Raw genomic sequence first — 17,093 nt, 5'->3', positions numbered from 1 at the left:
ATGTATTTTCTTCTTTTATTTTTCGCCTCTGAAAACCGAGGTAATTCCCTTCACTTTTTGCAAACGCTGAATCAAAAACTCCAGATGCTCCAAACCGTGCACAAATACCTGAAGCTTCCCTTCAAAATTTCCTTTTTCCGTTTCAATGTTCATCGACCGCATGTGTGTGCCCACATCCTTCGAGATAATGTGTGTTATTTCACCGATGATCCCCACTTCGTCGGTTCCCGAAATGTGCAGCGTGGTAAGAAACGATCCTTTATTCGACAGGTCTTTCCATTTTGCCTTGATAACCCTGTACGGATAACGTTCTTTCATTTGCAGTGCATTCGGGCACCTGTCGCGGTGAATCTTGATCCCGTGTTTAATGGTAACAAAGCCAAAAATACGGTCTCCGAAAACAGGATTGCAACACTGCGCCAATTTATAATTTACATTGTTAAGATTGTTGTCAATTACCAGAAAATCGTCGCCGCCACCGTAATTAAAGTCTTTTGTTTGCGATTGCGGCAGCAACTCTTCCACCGTTTTACGGGCATCTTCTTCCTCTTTCTCCACAAACAGCGCCTTCACCTCCAGCGGATCTATTTTGCCACCCGCAATTTCGTAATAGAAATCCACGGCCAGTTTAAAATTGAAATGCTTTAGCGCTTTCCGAATGGCATCGTCGTTTAAATCCAGCTTCCAGTTTTTAAACTTGCGTAACAAAATCTCACGCCCGTGAGCAGCCTGTGTATTGCGCTCCTCGTTCAAACTGTTCCGAACTCTGTTTTTGGCTTTTGAGGTTACCAGAAAATCAAGCCAGTCCAACTTAGGCTTTTGGTTGTTCGAAGTATCAATCGAAATCTGGTCGCCGTTTTTCAGTTTATATTTCAGCGTTACCTTTTTTCCGTTCACCAATCCGCCCACACAGGTATCTCCCAATTTTGAGTGGATTTCGTAGGCAAAGTCCAGTAAAGTAGCGCCCTGTGGTAACTTTCGCAAATCGCCTTTGGGTGTAAAAACAAATATTTCATCGCTGTAAACATCGGTTCTGAAATGATCGATAAAATCCACCACATTCAATCCCGGATTTTCAAGTACATCGCGGATGCCGGTTAGCCACGAATCAATGTTCGACGACCTTCCGCCTTTGTATTTCCAGTGTGCGGCCAGTCCCTTTTCGGCAATTTCGTCCATTCGCCGGGTTCGAATCTGTATCTCCACCCACTTGTTATGCGGCCCCATCACCGTAGTGTGTAACGATTCATAACCATTTGATTTCGGAATCGTGATCCAGTCGCGCAAACGGTTTGTATTTGCCTGGTACTCCTCTGTTACGATGGAATAAGCCATCCAGCAATCCGTTTTTTCATCTTCCGGTTTTGAATCCAGGATTATCCGAATGGCAAACAAATCCATCACTTCATCAAACGATACGTCCTGCTTTTTCATTTTATTATGAATGGAGGAGATGGATTTGGTACGCGCTTTCATCGAAAACTGAAGGCCTCTTTTCGCCAGTTTCTTTTCGATGGGTTTTACAAACTCGGCCACAAAACCGGCCCGTTCCTTTTCGGTTTCCTTTAGGCGGGTTACTACGTAATTGTATTCTTCGGGTTTCTGAAATTTGAGGCTCAAATCCAGCATTTCAGAATTAATGTTGTACAATCCCAAACGATGTGCCAGCGGAGCATACAAATGCAGGGTTTCGCTTACCAGCTTCGGCTGCTGTTCCACACTATACCATTCAAGGTTACGCATTACCTGCAGGCGGTCGGCTATTTTTATCAGGATAACACGCACGTCACCTGCCAATGCCAGCATCAGCTTCCGGTAGTTCTCCGAATGCAGATCGATCGTATCGGTGCCCATGGCATTGATTTTTGCCATGCCATCAAGTATCGAAAAAATATGCTCGCCAAACTTACTGGCTATTTCTTCGTGTGTTGCCTTTTCTTTTAAGCCGGCATAACGAACATTGTGCAAAAGTCCGGTAATTACCGAATCGGGCTCCAGGCCAATTTCCATGGCAATTACAGAAGCCACATCCAGCGAATGCCCCAGAATTACTTCGTTGTGCGAAAACCGGTGCTCGCCCAGTATTTCGCGTGCAAAATCGAAGGCATTTTCCAACCTAATCATGGATCCATCGTCCCAGGTAAGTTGGCAAAACTCCTTTAAATGCTCGTACCGTGTTAGTATTTCCTCCTGGATTGTCATGTTCGTTTGCTTTTTATTTTGAATAAAAGCCCGGCTTTTTCGGACTTAACCCTCTTCTGAGTGAAAAAAAAGAGGCTACAACACTGTAGCCTCTTCCTTATTATATAATTGTACTAATTACTTGGCTACAGTAGTATCCACAAACTTACGGGAACGCATTTCACGGTCGAGCATGAAAATACCGTTGCCCTGGCCGTTGATAAGCTTCAGCGTATCCAGAATTTCCTTCACGTTGGCTTCTTCTTCCACCTGCTCGTCAACAAACCATTGCAAGAAACTTTGCGTGGCGTGGTCTTTCTGTTCCAACGCAACATCTACCAGGTTATCGATTAAAGTGGTTACATGTTGTTCGTGTTGCAATGTGGCTTCGTACACCTCAATAATACCACTCCACTCGGTTGGCATCTGCTCAATCGCTTTCAATTCAACTTTTCCTCCACGCTCGTTTACATAGTTGAAAAATTTATTGGCATGTGTCAATTCTTCCTGGTATTGCACATACATCCAATTGGCAAATCCGGGAAGCCCTTTGTCCTGAAACCAGGCTGACATGGACAAATATAAAAGAGAAGAGTATTGTTCTGCGTTTATCTGCTCATTCAGAGCGCTTAACATTTTTTCCTTCAACATGATTTTGTATGTTTTTATTGTTCTGCGTTAAAATTAGGAAAAAGCCAACAGATTATAAAACTAAATCTCGGTATTTGACGCTTTCTTAACGATCTTAATGCAATCGATGATTTTCATCCAAACAAAAAGAACGGGTACATTTGGCAACAGTAATTGCTCCGGGAAAGAGACCAAAAAGTCTTCATTAACACTAAGTTTACAAAAACATTCGAACACTGATAATTAATATTCGAAAAACGACCAAAGATAATTGTTTTCTTACCTTTGGCGCCTGAACTATAAGCTGATTTATAAAAATCCAAAAAACATGAAGAACATAAAATTCATCTCAGCTGCGGAAGCAGTAAAAGTTGTTAAATCAAACGATCGTGTGCACCTGCACAGCGTAGCGGTGACGCCCCATCCGCTAATCAAAGCGCTCGTTGAAAGGGGCAAAAACAAAGAATTCAGAAACGTTCGTATTCAGCACATCCACACCGAAGGTCCGGCTCCTTATGCCGATCCTGAATTGGAGGGAATCTTCCAGTTAGAGTCGTTTTTTGTCGGACATAATGTGCGCAAACAAACACAAGCCGGTTTTGCTGATTACATCCCCGTATTCCTGCAGGAAACCCAGCGTCTGATCAGAGAAGGTTATCTAAAAGTAAATGTGGTCATGATCCAGGTTTCTACACCGGATAAATTTGGTTACGTTTCGTTGGGAACTTCGGTTGATGCCACACTGGCTGCGGTAGAAAATGCCGATACTACCATTGCAATCGTTAACTCGAATGTACCACGTGCATTTGGTGATGCAATGATCCACATCGATGATATTGACCTGTTTGTTGAAGACAACAGCGAACTGGTGATTGCTGCTCCCGGACCGATTTCGGACACCGACCGGAAAATTGGCCGTTATGTAGCTGAACTGGTGGAAGACGGTGCTACCCTTCAGATGGGTATTGGTGCTATTCCTAACGCCGTTTTGAGCATGCTGGGTAACCACAAAGACCTGGGCGTTCACTCTGAAATGTTTGCCGATGGTATTCTTCCTTTGGTAGAAAAAGGCGTGGTTAACGGTAAAAACAAAGCCATCGACAAAGGAAAAATGGTAGCCACCTTCCTGATGGGTACCAAAACATTGTACGATTTCATCCACGACAACCCCGGAGTTGCCATGATGGATGTGGAATACACCAATAAAGTAAGTGTTATTGCCCAAAACCCAAAAGTAACAGCCATTAACTCGGCTTTACAAATTGATATTACAGGCCAGGTTTGCGCCGACTCTATCGGTATCGTACACTATTCGGGTGTGGGTGGTCAGATCGACTTCCTGCGTGGTGCTTCGTTAAGTAAAGGCGGAAAACCAATTCTTGCCATGCCATCGATCACCAATAAAGGTATCAGTAAAATTGCACCAATTTTGACCCCGGGTGCAGGTGTAGTTAGTACACGTGCCAACATCCATTGGGTAGTGACTGAATTTGGTGCTGTAAACCTGTATGGAAGAACCTTGCAAGACAGGGCAAAATTGCTGATTTCGATTGCACATCCTGACCATCAGGAGAATCTGGACAAGAATGCTTTCGAAAGATTTGGATCGCATTTCCATTTTGTTTGGGACCAAGATTAAAACCAAAGATAGGAGAGCAGACGTAGGTCTGCTTTTTTTTATGATAGAAATCATGTGTTCAAAATGAATCGCATTCGAATATTAACTTATTCTGAATTCGGCGTATGTTATAAATCAGTTTTTGATTTTCAATTGAAGCATGAAAACTATTACATCTACCTTTAGAGCTGTTTAAAAAATTGACTATTAATCTTTTATAATCATTCTAAATAATTATGAATATTTCACATATAGAGCACATCGGAATTGCTGTTAACAGTATTGACGAAGCGATTCCATATTACGAGAACATGCTTGGGCTAAAATGCTACGCTGTAGAAGAAGTAGCTGACCAAAAAGTAAAAACCGCCTTTTTTATGGTGGGCGACACCAAAATCGAATTACTCGAATCAACCGATCCGGAAGGACCTATCGGAAAATTTATCGAGAAAAAAGGACCGGGTGTACACCATTTGGCTTTTGCCGTTGATAACGTGAATGACTCGCTCGCCGAACTCGAAGAAAAAGGCGTGAGGCTAATCGACCAAAAAGCAAGAAAAGGCGCAGAAGGTTTAAACATTGGTTTCCTTCACCCAAAATCAACAATGGGAGTATTAACCGAAATCTGCGGAAAAGAATAGATTACAATTAAACAACCGATTTTTTTATGAGTACCCAGGATAAAATTAAAAAGCTTATTGACTTAAGAGCTGAAGCGAAGCTTGGTGGTGGTATAAAACGTATTGAAGCACAACACGCAAAAGGAAAATATACCGCACGCGAGCGTATTGAAATGTTATTGGACGAAGGTAGTTTTGAAGAATTTGACATGTTCGTAACCCATCGCTGTACCAACTTTGGTATGGAAAAATCCAAATTTTTGGGTGATGGCGTTGTAACCGGTCACGGTACCATCGACGGACGTGTAGTGTACGTATTCTCGCAAGACTTTACTGTTTTCGGAGGTTCACTTTCCGAAACCTTTGCCCAAAAGATTTGCAAAGTAATGGATATGGCCATGAAAGTGGGAGCACCGGTTATTGGTATCAACGACTCGGGTGGCGCACGTATCCAGGAAGGTGTTAACTCGCTGGCCGGGTATGCCGAAATTTTCGAGCGTAACATTCTGGCTTCCGGAGTTATCCCGCAAATCTCAGCCATTTTTGGCCCATGTGCCGGTGGTGCAGTATACTCTCCTGCCCTAACCGACTTTATCATGATGACCGAACAGAACTCGTACATGTTCGTTACCGGCCCAAAAGTGGTAAAAACAGTAACCGGAGAAGATATTTCGGTAGAAGATTTAGGTGGTGGTAAAGTTCACGCTTCAAAATCGGGTGTGGCTCAATTCCTTGTTGAAAACGAAGAAGAAGGTTTATTGATCCTTCGTAAACTGATCAGCTACCTTCCGCAGAATAACCTGGAAGACCCGATCGTTACCGAAAATACAGACCCAATAGACCGTTTGGATGATGCACTGAATCAAATCATCCCTGAAAATCCGAACCACCCGTACGACGTAAAAGATATCATCCACATATTGGTTGACTATTCTGAGTTCTTGGAAATTCACCGGAACTACGCCAAAAACATTGTAGTAGGTTTTGCTAAATTCGACGGACAACCAGTAGGTATCGTGGCCAATCAGCCCAACTACCTGGCCGGTGTTTTAGATATCAATGCATCGATTAAAGCAGCTCGCTTTGTTCGTTTCTGCGACTCTTTCAATATCCCGATTATTACGCTGGTTGATGTTCCAGGATTCTTGCCCGGAAGCAAGCAGGAATACGGCGGAATTATTACACACGGAGCAAAATTAATGTTTGCTTACGGTGAGGCTACTGTACCGAAAATCACCATCACATTGCGTAAATCATACGGTGGTGCACACGACGTAATGTCGAGCAAGCAACTTCGCGGCGACCTTAACTATGCATGGCCAACTGCCGAAATTGCAGTAATGGGTGCAGCAGGTGCAGTGGAAGTACTTCACGGACGTAAACTTCGCGACATCGAAGATCCGGCAGAACGCGCCAAGTTTATTGCGGATCACGAAGAAGAGTACAACGAGAAATTTGCCAATCCATACCAGGCTGCGTCTTTCGGCTACATCGACGATGTAATTGAGCCACGCAACACCCGGTTCCGGATTATTCGCGGATTACAAAGCCTTGCTACCAAAAAGCTGGTGAATCCTCCTAAAAAACATTCAAATATTCCATTATAAAAAGAACACCTTATGGAACCATTAAGTATTTTATTGGCAAGTTCTTACGACTTTGGATTCACGGTAGCAATCGTAGGTTTTTCTATCGTGTTGTTCTCGCTTACTGCTTTGGTACTGATTTTCTCCAGGTTACCAAAGATTATCAACATGAAGTTTAATCGCAAAAAAGCAAGCAGCGAAGACAAGAAGAAAAAAGAAACTACTGAAAACGATTTTGTTGAAGGTAACGTTACCGCAGCTATCAGTTTGGCTTTACATATGTATTTTAACGAATTACACGACGAAGAAAGCAATGTTGTTACGATTAAAAAAGTAAAAAAAGCCTATTCGCCGTGGAGTTCTAAAATTTATGGAGTAAACAACAACTGGCCGCGTTAAGAATCAGATATCTGCTGCCAAACAGCAATTTTGTTACCTTAAAAAAACAATTATAAACAGATGAAAAAATATAAATTCACAATAAGCGGTAACCAATACGACGTTCACTTAAAAGGCATTGAAGAGAATGTTGCAGAACTGGACGTTAACGGTACCATATACGAAGTTCAAATTCATGGAGAAGTAAAAACTTCAAAAACACCCACATTGGTGCGTAAACCGGTAGAGCAAAAACCAGGTGAAGGTTTGATCAAAAAAACCGAATCATCAGGCAAATTCAAGGTTACTGCCCCACTGCCGGGAACCATTTTAAAAATCAACATCAAAGTGGGCGACGTAGTTAACGAAGGCCAGAATGTGATGGTTATGGAAGCCATGAAAATGGAAAACCAGATTCAGACAATCAAAGGTGGTGAAGTAACTTCTATTAAAGTAAATGTTGGCGACAGCGTACTGCAAGACGACGTTTTAATTGAGATTGGTTAACCTTTACTTTTTTAGAAGATGAGAAAAATATTGCAACTAATAGTATTGCTGATTTTTGGGGCCACAACGGCATTTGCCGGGCAACCCGAAAAACTCAGTGATGTACTTACCAGCGGAAAATGGATCAATTATTCCGATGGATATGTACCGATTCCGACTTATAAAGAGGACGGAACTCAAACCGAAAAGCCCAAAACGGTAAAGCGTTACAAAACGTTTTCGTTTGAAGAGGACGGAGCTTTTATGCTCGACTCGGCCAAAACGCGTTTTACGGGCCATTACCGGATTTCGGATGATAAAATAGTGCTCGATTTTAAACCCGTTAAAGTAACGCACCTGGGAGCCAATACCGATCCCAACCGTTCTACCGGTTATGATATGGTAGATGAAACCATTCATCTTCCACAACGTGAATTACAGTTAACCAAGGACGGAAAACTCGCCGGCGACGGATTTGAGTACAAGAACTACAGCGGCGCTGTTTCAGGGCTGTTTAACTTCTACGAATTCTCGGGCTTTGCCAACATTGCTTGGGGTAATATGGTCATGATGCTGGTAGGATTTGTATTCCTGTTCCTGGCCATAAAGTACGACTTCGAGCCGATGTTGCTTATACCCATTGGCTTTGGTATCCTGATCGGGAACATTCCCATGTTCCAGGTGGTTGACTTCAACCTGAAACTGGGTGTATACGAACCGGGATCGGTTATGAACATTCTATACCAGGGTGTGGTTCAGGGATGGTATCCGCCACTCATTTTCCTGGGTATTGGAGCGATGACCGACTTCTCGTCGTTGATTTCGAACCCGAAATTAATGTTGTTGGGAGCAGCCGCGCAGATTGGTATCTTCCTGACTTTCCTGGGAGCTCTTTACCTTGGTTTTGCACCTCCTGAAGCCGGTGCAATTGGGATTATCGGTGGTGCCGACGGTCCAACCGCGATCTTCCTTTCATCGAAGTTAGCCAACGGACTTAACGTAATGGCCGATGGAACAACCGTGAAAAACCTGATCGGGCCTATCGCCATTGCAGCCTATTCGTACATGGCGCTGGTACCGGTAATTCAGCCTCCGGTAATTAAATTGATGACCAGCAGAAAAGAACGTTTGATCCGTATGAAACCTCCACGCGCGGTTTCCAAAACAGAAAAGGTACTGTTCCCGATTGTTGGTTTGATTTTAACAGCCTACATTGCTCCTTCGGCTCTTCCGCTGATCGGTATGTTGTTCTTCGGTAACCTGCTGAAAGAATCGGGTGTTACCAAACGTTTGGCCAATACAGCTGCCAACCCGCTGATCGATACCATTACGATCTTGCTGGGGCTTACTGTGGGTGCTTCAACCCAGGCCGATGTGTTCCTGACTCCTTCTTCCATTAAAATCTTTGCATTGGGTGCAGCTTCGTTTGTAATTGCAACTGCCGGTGGTGTTGCCGGAGCAAAAATCATGAACCTGTTCCTGAAAAAAGAGAACAAAATCAACCCAATGATTGGTGCTTCGGGTGTATCTGCAGTACCTGACAGTGCAAGGGTTGTTCAGCAAATGGGACTACAGGAAGACCCAACCAACCACCTGCTTATGCACGCCATGGCTCCGAACGTTTCGGGTGTTATTGGCTCGGCAGTAGCAGCCGGTATTCTTTTGAGTTTCTTGATGTAAAAACCCTTTGAGGTTATAATATTTCAAAAGGCCGCTGAATTTTTCAGCGGCCTTTTTGGTTTCTGACAAACTCGTCCTCATCTAAAATTTCTTTTCTCTCAACTAAAATCAAATGGCAACTGTTTTCCTTTTTTTGAATTATTCAGATATATTCAAAAGCTGAAAAAAATACCAGGTAAAAATGAATTCATTGATCGCACCCGATAAACATCTTATTCTCCTGTTAATTATTGCCGGAGCCGCTGCTTTCGGAATTTATTCGGAGCACAAAAAATGGTTTGGAAAAGTTTCCGGGATACTGGTGACCATGATTTCCATGTCGGTTTTATCAATGACAGGAGTTGTTCCGGTAGCCTCCAACCCCAAAATAAAAGTCGAGGTTTACTCCATGGTGTTCGATTATTTTATACCGATTGCCATTCCCCTGATGTTGTTTGGTTCCAACCTTGTTAAAATCATTCGCGAGAGCGGAAAGCTTTTACTGGCTTACATCATAGGTGCTGCAGGCATTGTGCTTGGATGTCTGCTGGCGTATCAGTTGATTGATTTGGGTGAAGGAAGTGCCAACACCGCAGGGATTATCGCAGCCACCCTGATTGGCGGAAGCATCAACTTTGTAACCACCGCCGAAATCCTGAATTTTAGCTCTAATCCGCTTTTTACAGCCACGCTTGCCATCGATAATTTTGCCGCCAACATATATGTGTTGTTGTTGTTTCTGGTACCTTCTGTTGGTTTTCTTGCCCGTTTTTTCAGAAAAACATCCGATGACGAACAGCCTGAGTTGCTAGCCAAAGAAGAACAAAAGCACGCAATCACACTCGAACGATTTGCGGTATCCATCTTTATAGCGCTGCTGGTGGCCGGTGCCGGAACCATCGTCTCCCCTTTCTTTCAGCAATTGTTTCAAACTGAGCTCAACCTAAGCATACTGCTTATCACCGTTTTTTCGATCGTTCTGGCCAACCTGTTCCCAAAATCACTAAAAAAGCTGGAGAATACCGCTTTTTCCATTGGCCTTTGGATGATGTACATTTTCCTGGCAGTGATCGGAGCTGCCACCAACCTTCAGGACATCCTCAAGGTAGGATTTCCGGTGCTGCTCTTCTACCTTACCATCATGCTGTTTCATTTTTTATTACTCCTGTCACTGGCCAAGCTCTTCAAACTCGATGTATACGAAGTGGTCGTTTCGTCAGCCGCCAACATTATGGGACCGTCGGTTGCGGCTCCCATGGCAGCTTCGCTGGGTCAAAAAAAGCTCATCACTCCGGGCATTCTTACCGGCATTTTGGGATACATCATCGGAACCTTTATCGGCGTGTCCATTGCCTTGTTCCTCAGCTGATCCTATAGATCTTTGCTTTTCTGTTAATATTACAATCGAACAAAAGCCTGTCTGATTCGAAAAAAATCTATGTTAAACTACTGGTTTTTAAAAAATTAAAGCCTGATTTCATTTTAGACCACACACTACTCCCCGACGGCAGCGAAATCAACCTTCCCATAAATAGGTTTCTCCTCACCAATGTACCAAAACTTCTACTTTTCCCCATTCCGGATTTTTACCACTTATGTAAAGCAATAACCTGTACCAGAACATTATTAAAAGAGTATTTGGTGTTTTACAGGCTTTCTTAGTAACTTTCATAGGAATCATACACTTATAAAGAAGGCAATTCTTTGTTGATGCTCCTTTCACCTACTTTTTCAAGTCAAACTCCTGCTAAAGTCTTTTTTTCAGTTAAGTGTTGCAAGCGTTCACGGCGAGGAAGTTTTCTCACTTTAAATATTAAAACAATGAAAAAGATTACCACGTTAACATTTGTTTTATTGCTCTCGTTGGGAGCATTTGTTCAGGCACAAAATGAACCGCTGTACCTGCTCTTTGAGTTTATGAAAGTGAACGATGAGCGAAACTCTGACTACCTGGAGGTGGAACAATTCTGGACCAACATTCACCAACAGCGGGTTGCTGACGGAAACATTATCGGATGGGATCTCTGGGCCATGTCGCCGGGCGGGTCGGAACAAGGTTCCCAGTATTTTACAGTTACCCTATTTTCGAGCCTCGAAGCCATGTTAGAAGGTTTTCCCAATGGAAAATTTAACGAATACCTGCAAAAAGCACATCCCGAGCTAAGCGACAAGGAGTTAGGCGAATGGATGGAAAAAACAGTGATCTCGCGCGATATTGCACACCAGGTGTATTGCAAGGAGATCAATAGCACAGAGGGCGATTTTGACATGCCCATTGGAACGCTGCTAAAGTTTGACCTAATGAAACAACTGGATGACAGCTATGAAAAAGTGGAGAGCGAGGTTTTCAAACCCTGGCACCAGCAATTGGTTGATAACGGGCAAAAGGAAGCCTGGGGACTGATCAGAGTTCTCCTGCCCACCGGCAGTCAGTCACTTGCATCGCACATGACCTACAGCATGTACAGCAGCTACAAACAACTGGCTGACGATATGGATGGCAGCGGTGGCGGCCCCATGGAACTGATGACCGGACTGGCCGTAAAACAGGGACTTGCAACACGCGACATGAGAGGCGTGGAAGCTGCCCAACTAATTATGAAAGTTCGCTGAAGTCAGAAAAACAATTAAAAAACACAACACAATGAGTAATTTGGAAACACTGAAAAAAGGATACCAGCTTTTTGCTGAAGGAAAAATTGACGAAGTTCTGGCTATGTGGGACAAAGACATTGTATGGAAAGAATGTACCGGCTTTCCGTTTGTGGAAGGCGACGGAACCTATGTGGGGCAAAAGGCTATTGCCGAAGAAGTATTTTCGAACCTGCCTAAGTACTACGATAACTTCAAAATTGAAATTGACGATTTTGTGGAAGGAAAAGAAAAGATCGTAATGGTGGGTCACTATTCGGGAGTTTGGAAAGCATCCGGGAAACCGTTTAAAGCCAATGCAACCCACACCTGGACTTTCAAAGACGGGAAACCGGCTTCTTTCTTTCAGGCCGTCGACACAGCTGAGATTATGAAAAGCTAAGCCACATTAGATAAAATCCATCATCAACACAGTTGATGGAAATCAAAACGAAACAGTAGCCATAAAAAGGCACTGAGTGAAGAGTAGTGAGAAACGGAAGAATACCAACGCTCACTACTCTTGTTTTATGCCCCCTGGTAGCTGTCAAAAGTTCATGCTGAAAATTGTCGTTTTTTTAGTCTTCCTGCGTTAATCAAACTTGTCTGCTGAACATTTTCAATCTTAAATTCTTTTATCAGAAAGAACAAAATAAACACAACAACCACATGAGTTGAACAATATTTTGTCTCTTTGAGTAAACGATTCAAAACAAAGAAAAATGAAAATTCTGGTAATTGGCGGAAATAGCGGAACGATTGGCAAAAGTGTTGCCGGCCGGCTCGGTAAAAAACATGAAGTAATAACAGCCGGAAGAACAAGCGGCGATATTCAGGTAGACATCAACGATGCAGAATCCATCCAACAAATGTTTGCGTCTGTCCCCGACCTCGATGCAGTGGTGTGCTGCTCGGGTGCTACCAAATGGGCACCTTTCAGCCGCATGTCGGAAGAGGACCTGTACGTAGGCATAAAAAGCAAGTTAATGGGGCAGGTAAACCTGGTGCGCATCGGGAAAGACTTTGTAAAACCCGGGGCTTCGTTTACCCTTACCTCCGGAATTCTGGCCGACGATCCGGTTTATATGAGCTCGAATGCCGCCATGGTGAACGGTGCGCTGCATAGCTTTGTAAAAGCGGTGGCCCCCGAGCTGGAAAACGGTCTGCGCCTGAACGTGGTTGCTCCGGGACTGGTTGAAGAATCGGCAGAAAGATTGGGCGATGCTTTTCCAGGACATACTCCGGTTCCGATGAACAAAGTTGCCAGCGGCTACGTGCGTAGTGTGGAAGGAATGTTTACCGGAGAAGTTATCCGGATATTTGAATAACGGTTTAGTTTTCCGTTCAGAAATCGAAAATAGCGATCCCACTCATGACCGGTTCCAAATCTTTAAAGCTTTTGAGGGCTGGTCATGAGTTTTTATTCTCTGACAAATTTAGAACAGCCTCACTATCTCACTTTTATCACCACCTTCCCCTTTGCTTTTCCTTCCGAAAGGTATTGCATGGCCTCCGGCACCTGCTCAAGCGGATACACCCTGTCGATGGCGGGCTTTAGTTTTCCGTCGCTGATAAGTTCTTCGAGGTACTCCAGTTTTTCATTGGGCTTTACGCCGATCACCCCGAGTTTTTTACTCCCCAATAAAGAAAGCAGGCTTCCCACTACCAGGGTCTGGAAAAGATGACGCATTTTACCACCCACCATGCAGTAAATTCCCCGCGGGGTAAGTGCACGCCGGTAATGAGAAATGGGGTGCGAAGCTACCAGATCTAGAATAAAATCGTACGAATGACGGTTTTTAGTGAAATCATACTCCCGGTAATCGATGGTATGATCTGCCCCCAGCGAACGAATAAACGCCAGTTTTTCGGCACTGTCCACCCCGCTTACTTCGGCTCCCGCCAGTTTGGCAAGCTGCACAGCAAAACTCCCGCCACCACCTCCGGCCCCGTTGATCAGCACTTTATCGCCCAGCTGCAACCTGCGTTTAAAACGAATCCCTTGTTCGGCCACCGCACCTGCCTGTGGCAACGAAGCCGCCTCTTCAAAAGAGAGAAGCGCGGGCTTTAATTTCAGCATTTTCTCCGGGATACAGGCATATTCGGCAAAACCGCCCCAGGAATAAAGCGCATCTCCGTACACGGCATCCCCGGTTTTAAACCGACCGGCGCCCTCTCCCACTGCACTCACTGTTCCGGCGATATCTGAACCAAGTATATTGTAGTTGGGTTTAAACAATCCCCACGCGCGGATGTATAACGGCGAACCGCTCATGTTTTCCACGTCCGAAGCATTTAAACTTACGGCATGCACTTTTACCTGCACTTCGCCGGCTTTGGGCAGCGGAATATCCACCTCTGCGGAATGCAAGGTCTGCCAGCTACCATATTTCTCACGTACTATCGCTTTCATTTATTTGTTCCGTTTCTTCTGGTTTGTACCAAAAACTTCCTCAAATTAAGCGTAAGTTGCGAGAATAAAAACAGGTCTTATTTTTTTCGCTGACCGGGAGCATACTTTTTTGCGCTTTTTTCGCCCGTGAGCTTTTTCATTTGCCCCGGCGGAATTTCTCCCTTGGCGTTGGTTTTTACCTCCCTTTTGGGATGACCGGTAAAAACCACACTGCGACACGAACTTGCAAACACAGAAAAGGTAAAGGCCACCAAAATGGCCGCAATAATTCTTTTTGATTTCATGTTAATCGGCTTTCTCAAACAAACGATACACTGATGTATTTATTTTATTGATGCTGCAAGTTGTGAGTTTCGAGCTACGAGCTGCGAGCATTTGGTTATTGATTATTGAAGATTGATAATTGGAAATTCAATCCCTTCCTCACTGAGCACTGAGACTGTCAACTGCGACTGAACACTGAATACTTCTCCCTCAATCCTTCAACCGCAATGCGTGAATGCTTAAATGCGAGAATAAACCACCAGCTACGTGCTATTTTGGTTATTGGACATTGGATATTGATAATTGGAACTCTCCCCACTCTTCCCTGAACACTGAGCACTGAGACTGCCAACTGCGACTGAATACTGAATACTGCCAACTGCCCCTTGCATCCGCAAAAACTTTTGTTAAATTAGTTCCCGCAAGCACAGGTGACACCCGAGACGAACAGCAGCGAGAGATTTTTGCCACCCTTGAATGAATAACGGATAATTTCCGGTTGTAAATGCTTTTAAAGGCTGTTTCAATCACATCCGTGCAATGGTTTGAATAGCGAAATAAATGAAATACATATACGTCCGCAAAAATAGAAAGAGACAAAATGAAAAATTTGTGCATAATACTAGTCTTAGTTAGTTTATTTAACTGTACAAATAAACTAAGGGAACCTAAGAAAACTACTGAGATAATTCAGAATCAATCTCAAACATTAAATCCCAAAATACAACAAGGCTACTTCAACAATCTTGATTATGCGTATGAATCACCTCAATCTGTTCTGATCCTTGATTTAACAAATCAAAGTTTATCCCATATTTCAGATTCAATCTCACAATTCATAAATCTTAGACAGTTAAATTTATCGTATAATAACCTCAATGCTTTTCCTGAATGTATTTGTAAACTACCATGTCTTAGTCAATTAAACCTACGTGGCAACGAAATAGCAACATTACCTGATTGTTATAATTTAAGGAATTTAGTTTCAATAGATTTAGGAGATAATAATCTTATACAAGTACCATCAAACCTTGAACAGCTAAAACAACTCCAAGGGATTTCGCTTGCCAATAACAACATTACAAGACTCAGTGATAATTTGTTTACTATTAGGAGTATGACATTCCTGAACTTAGCGAACAATGATATCTCAATAATTAATAAATCTATCGGTAATTTGACAAATTTGACAACATTAGTTTTGGATGCGAATAAAATAGAAGAACTACCAAATGAAACTAGAAACCTTAAAGACTTATCTGTGCTTTCTATTACTTCAAATCCAATTAATCATCTACCTAATTGGATACCCGAACTATCAAGTCTTAAAATTATTGGAATTTCAGACACAAATATTAAAGATTTCCCTGAACAAATAAGAGAACTTAATATGCTAACCCATATTTTTGCTCAAAAGCTAAATCTTACTGCTATACCTGATTGGATAGGCGAATTAAGCAACTTGACAACACTTGATTTGTCTAATAATCCAATGACCGATTTACCATCTAATATTGGTCAACTATCTAATCTTAGAAAGCTTTATGTTGTTAACACCAATCTTTCAAGTGAAAAATTAATTTCATTGAAAAAGTTATTACCATTTTGTGAAATTTACTCAGAAGCATACTAAATATGAAAATTTACTTGCTGCTAACAATTCTTAATGGCACAGCAGGATTCATGCGGTGCGTTGATCGGCCCTTTCTTTGTAGTCTTCATCCAGCAGACGCTGACGCTCTTCGAAATTCATGACAACAACAACAACAACAACTTGCAAGTGACCGTTATTCCGATTTAGCTAAAAACCAAACATAAAATGAAAATCAGATTCGTAATTTATCTTTTTATCTTCCTCGTGGTTGCCTGTCAAAAGGAGGAGGTAAAAAACAATGAGGCTTCGCTCTTAAAAATGAGCTTCAACTTTGGAGATGTTAATTTTGATGGGAATGAAGGTACAATTAAGGCACCTGTAGACATTGAAGTAGAGAGACTAATCCCAACAATTCAAATATCGGAAGGAGCAGTTGTATATCCTCCGTCAAAAGCAACTACAGATTTTACAGAACCGGTTGACTATACGGTTACATCAGAGGACCAGAAGAATGTAAATTATTATACTGTGTCGGTTCTTCTTCCAATCGTGAAATTCATTGTATTTGATTGTACAAACAGGACAGCAGAAAGTCCTGTGGCTGAATCGGCTTCTGGTACAAATATTTCAATTTTCAAAGAAAATGAATCGGGAGAAAAACAGCCACTTGAAGAGATCACTACCGATGAGAACGGAGAGGCTCTTTTTTACGGATACCGGGATATAAGGTATTACTTTCGGGCAAGTAAAAATGGAGCAGTCAACATAATCAATGGCTACATTGTAAATGGGATTTTTGAAAGTCAGGAAGATATTGACAATTATCCTCCACAAAATCACCCCTCGCAAATTGGAGATTTAAAGTTCGTGGATATCAACGGCAATGGCGAAGTTAACGAAGAAGACAGAGTAGATTATAGCAAAACACCGGGTATTCCGGAAAACGGAATAAAAGAAGTGATAATTTATATCGCAAAAGAATAAAAAACACTGGATCCCGAGTAGTCCGCCCCACCCGTAAACACCGGCCGGG

Annotated in this window: 17 protein-coding genes; 13 read left to right on the top strand and 4 right to left on the bottom strand. The window is 42.8% G+C overall.

From position 1 onward, the window contains the following. Positions 1–15 precede the first annotated feature (15 nt). Together INQ51_RS19280 and INQ51_RS19275 are read right to left on the bottom strand one after the other, a co-directional pair. A complete protein-coding gene (locus tag INQ51_RS19280) occupies positions 16–2,202 on the bottom strand; it encodes a RelA/SpoT family protein (protein ID WP_233379588.1) in 2,187 nt (728 codons plus the stop codon). Positions 2,203–2,319: 117 nt separating this feature from the next. Beyond that, positions 2,320–2,832, bottom strand: coding sequence for a ferritin (locus INQ51_RS19275; protein WP_233379587.1), 513 nt, complete (start codon positions 2,830–2,832; stop codon positions 2,320–2,322). A gap of 307 nt (positions 2,833–3,139) precedes the next feature. On the opposite strand from INQ51_RS19275, the gene INQ51_RS19270 reads away from it, so the two are divergent. The 10 genes from INQ51_RS19270 to INQ51_RS19225 all read left to right on the top strand — a co-directional run bounded on the left by INQ51_RS19270 (position 3,140) and on the right by INQ51_RS19225 (position 13,117). Continuing rightward, positions 3,140–4,450 carry an acetyl-CoA hydrolase/transferase family protein gene (locus tag INQ51_RS19270; RefSeq protein ID WP_233379586.1) on the top strand — a complete coding sequence of 437 codons (1,311 nt, stop codon included), beginning with the start codon at positions 3,140–3,142 and terminating at the stop codon, positions 4,448–4,450. A 215-nt stretch (positions 4,451–4,665) separates the two neighbouring features. Beyond that, positions 4,666–5,070: a methylmalonyl-CoA epimerase gene (gene mce, locus INQ51_RS19265; protein WP_119438475.1), complete on the top strand. Its 405-nt coding sequence runs from the start codon at positions 4,666–4,668 to the stop codon at positions 5,068–5,070. Between the two features lie 26 nt (positions 5,071–5,096). Further along, complete coding sequence (locus INQ51_RS19260; RefSeq protein ID WP_119438474.1) at positions 5,097–6,656, top strand: acyl-CoA carboxylase subunit beta; 1,560 nt, start codon at positions 5,097–5,099, stop codon at positions 6,654–6,656. A gap of 12 nt (positions 6,657–6,668) precedes the next feature. Further along, a complete protein-coding gene (locus INQ51_RS19255; protein WP_233379585.1) occupies positions 6,669–7,034 on the top strand; it encodes an OadG family protein in 366 nt (121 codons plus the stop codon). A gap of 60 nt (positions 7,035–7,094) precedes the next feature. Next, positions 7,095–7,520, top strand: coding sequence for a biotin/lipoyl-containing protein (locus INQ51_RS19250; RefSeq protein WP_233379584.1), 426 nt, complete (start codon positions 7,095–7,097; stop codon positions 7,518–7,520). Positions 7,521–8,060: 540 nt separating this feature from the next. Then, positions 8,061–9,179: a sodium ion-translocating decarboxylase subunit beta gene (locus INQ51_RS19245; protein WP_410796522.1), complete on the top strand. Its 1,119-nt coding sequence runs from the start codon at positions 8,061–8,063 to the stop codon at positions 9,177–9,179. A gap of 181 nt (positions 9,180–9,360) precedes the next feature. Beyond that, positions 9,361–10,527, top strand: a complete 1,167-nt coding sequence (locus INQ51_RS19240) for a DUF819 domain-containing protein (RefSeq protein ID WP_233379582.1) — start codon at positions 9,361–9,363, stop codon at positions 10,525–10,527. A 452-nt stretch (positions 10,528–10,979) separates the two neighbouring features. Continuing rightward, positions 10,980–11,771 carry a hypothetical protein gene (locus tag INQ51_RS19235; protein ID WP_233379581.1) on the top strand — a complete coding sequence of 264 codons (792 nt, stop codon included), beginning with the start codon at positions 10,980–10,982 and terminating at the stop codon, positions 11,769–11,771. 31 nt (positions 11,772–11,802) lie between these two features. Beyond that, positions 11,803–12,192 (top strand): nuclear transport factor 2 family protein, encoded by a 390-nt coding sequence (locus INQ51_RS19230; protein ID WP_233379580.1) that lies wholly within the window; start codon positions 11,803–11,805, stop codon positions 12,190–12,192. A gap of 319 nt (positions 12,193–12,511) precedes the next feature. After that, a complete protein-coding gene (locus INQ51_RS19225) occupies positions 12,512–13,117 on the top strand; it encodes a short chain dehydrogenase (RefSeq protein ID WP_233379579.1) in 606 nt (201 codons plus the stop codon). A gap of 122 nt (positions 13,118–13,239) precedes the next feature. Here the strand turns inward: INQ51_RS19225 and INQ51_RS19220 are convergent, their stop codons facing one another. Together INQ51_RS19220 and INQ51_RS19215 are read right to left on the bottom strand one after the other, a co-directional pair. Further along, positions 13,240–14,202 (bottom strand): NAD(P)-dependent alcohol dehydrogenase, encoded by a 963-nt coding sequence (locus tag INQ51_RS19220; RefSeq protein WP_233379578.1) that lies wholly within the window; start codon positions 14,200–14,202, stop codon positions 13,240–13,242. A 77-nt stretch (positions 14,203–14,279) separates the two neighbouring features. Further along, a complete protein-coding gene (locus INQ51_RS19215; protein WP_233379577.1) occupies positions 14,280–14,486 on the bottom strand; it encodes a hypothetical protein in 207 nt (68 codons plus the stop codon). 581 nt (positions 14,487–15,067) lie between these two features. Between INQ51_RS19215 and INQ51_RS19210 the strand changes: the two genes are divergently transcribed. The 3 genes from INQ51_RS19210 to INQ51_RS19205 are packed head-to-tail and all read left to right on the top strand — an operon-like array spanning position 15,068 to position 17,044. Beyond that, complete coding sequence (locus tag INQ51_RS19210) at positions 15,068–16,099, top strand: leucine-rich repeat domain-containing protein (protein WP_233379576.1); 1,032 nt, start codon at positions 15,068–15,070, stop codon at positions 16,097–16,099. A 33-nt stretch (positions 16,100–16,132) separates the two neighbouring features. Next, entirely contained in the window at positions 16,133–16,267 is a 135-nt protein-coding gene (locus INQ51_RS22550) for a hypothetical protein (protein WP_262909959.1), read from the top strand. 18 nt (positions 16,268–16,285) lie between these two features. Then, a complete protein-coding gene (locus INQ51_RS19205) occupies positions 16,286–17,044 on the top strand; it encodes a DUF5018 domain-containing protein (RefSeq protein WP_233379575.1) in 759 nt (252 codons plus the stop codon). Positions 17,045–17,093 lie beyond the last annotated feature (49 nt).

Source organism: Maribellus sp. CM-23, from assembly GCF_021354595.1.
Classification (GTDB): Bacteria; Bacteroidota; Bacteroidia; order Bacteroidales; family Prolixibacteraceae; genus Draconibacterium.
This window is presented reverse-complemented; position numbering and strand designations above follow the sequence as displayed.

Coding starts and splice junctions, on each gene's coding strand:
- INQ51_RS19255 (WP_233379585.1), top strand. CDS start 6,669: ATGGAACCATTAAGTATTTTATTGGCAAGTTCTTACGACTTTGGATTC.
- INQ51_RS19240 (WP_233379582.1), top strand. CDS start 9,361: ATGAATTCATTGATCGCACCCGATAAACATCTTATTCTCCTGTTAATT.
- INQ51_RS19245 (WP_410796522.1), top strand. CDS start 8,061: ATGGTCATGATGCTGGTAGGATTTGTATTCCTGTTCCTGGCCATAAAG.
- INQ51_RS19230 (WP_233379580.1), top strand. CDS start 11,803: ATGAGTAATTTGGAAACACTGAAAAAAGGATACCAGCTTTTTGCTGAA.
- INQ51_RS19270 (WP_233379586.1), top strand. CDS start 3,140: ATGAAGAACATAAAATTCATCTCAGCTGCGGAAGCAGTAAAAGTTGTT.
- INQ51_RS19220 (WP_233379578.1), bottom strand. CDS start 14,202: ATGAAAGCGATAGTACGTGAGAAATATGGTAGCTGGCAGACCTTGCAT.
- INQ51_RS19250 (WP_233379584.1), top strand. CDS start 7,095: ATGAAAAAATATAAATTCACAATAAGCGGTAACCAATACGACGTTCAC.
- INQ51_RS19275 (WP_233379587.1), bottom strand. CDS start 2,832: ATGTTGAAGGAAAAAATGTTAAGCGCTCTGAATGAGCAGATAAACGCA.
- INQ51_RS19280 (WP_233379588.1), bottom strand. CDS start 2,202: ATGACAATCCAGGAGGAAATACTAACACGGTACGAGCATTTAAAGGAG.
- INQ51_RS22550 (WP_262909959.1), top strand. CDS start 16,133: ATGGCACAGCAGGATTCATGCGGTGCGTTGATCGGCCCTTTCTTTGTA.
- INQ51_RS19205 (WP_233379575.1), top strand. CDS start 16,286: ATGAAAATCAGATTCGTAATTTATCTTTTTATCTTCCTCGTGGTTGCC.
- INQ51_RS19210 (WP_233379576.1), top strand. CDS start 15,068: ATGAAAAATTTGTGCATAATACTAGTCTTAGTTAGTTTATTTAACTGT.
- mce (WP_119438475.1), top strand. CDS start 4,666: ATGAATATTTCACATATAGAGCACATCGGAATTGCTGTTAACAGTATT.
- INQ51_RS19215 (WP_233379577.1), bottom strand. CDS start 14,486: ATGAAATCAAAAAGAATTATTGCGGCCATTTTGGTGGCCTTTACCTTT.
- INQ51_RS19235 (WP_233379581.1), top strand. CDS start 10,980: ATGAAAAAGATTACCACGTTAACATTTGTTTTATTGCTCTCGTTGGGA.
- INQ51_RS19225 (WP_233379579.1), top strand. CDS start 12,512: ATGAAAATTCTGGTAATTGGCGGAAATAGCGGAACGATTGGCAAAAGT.
- INQ51_RS19260 (WP_119438474.1), top strand. CDS start 5,097: ATGAGTACCCAGGATAAAATTAAAAAGCTTATTGACTTAAGAGCTGAA.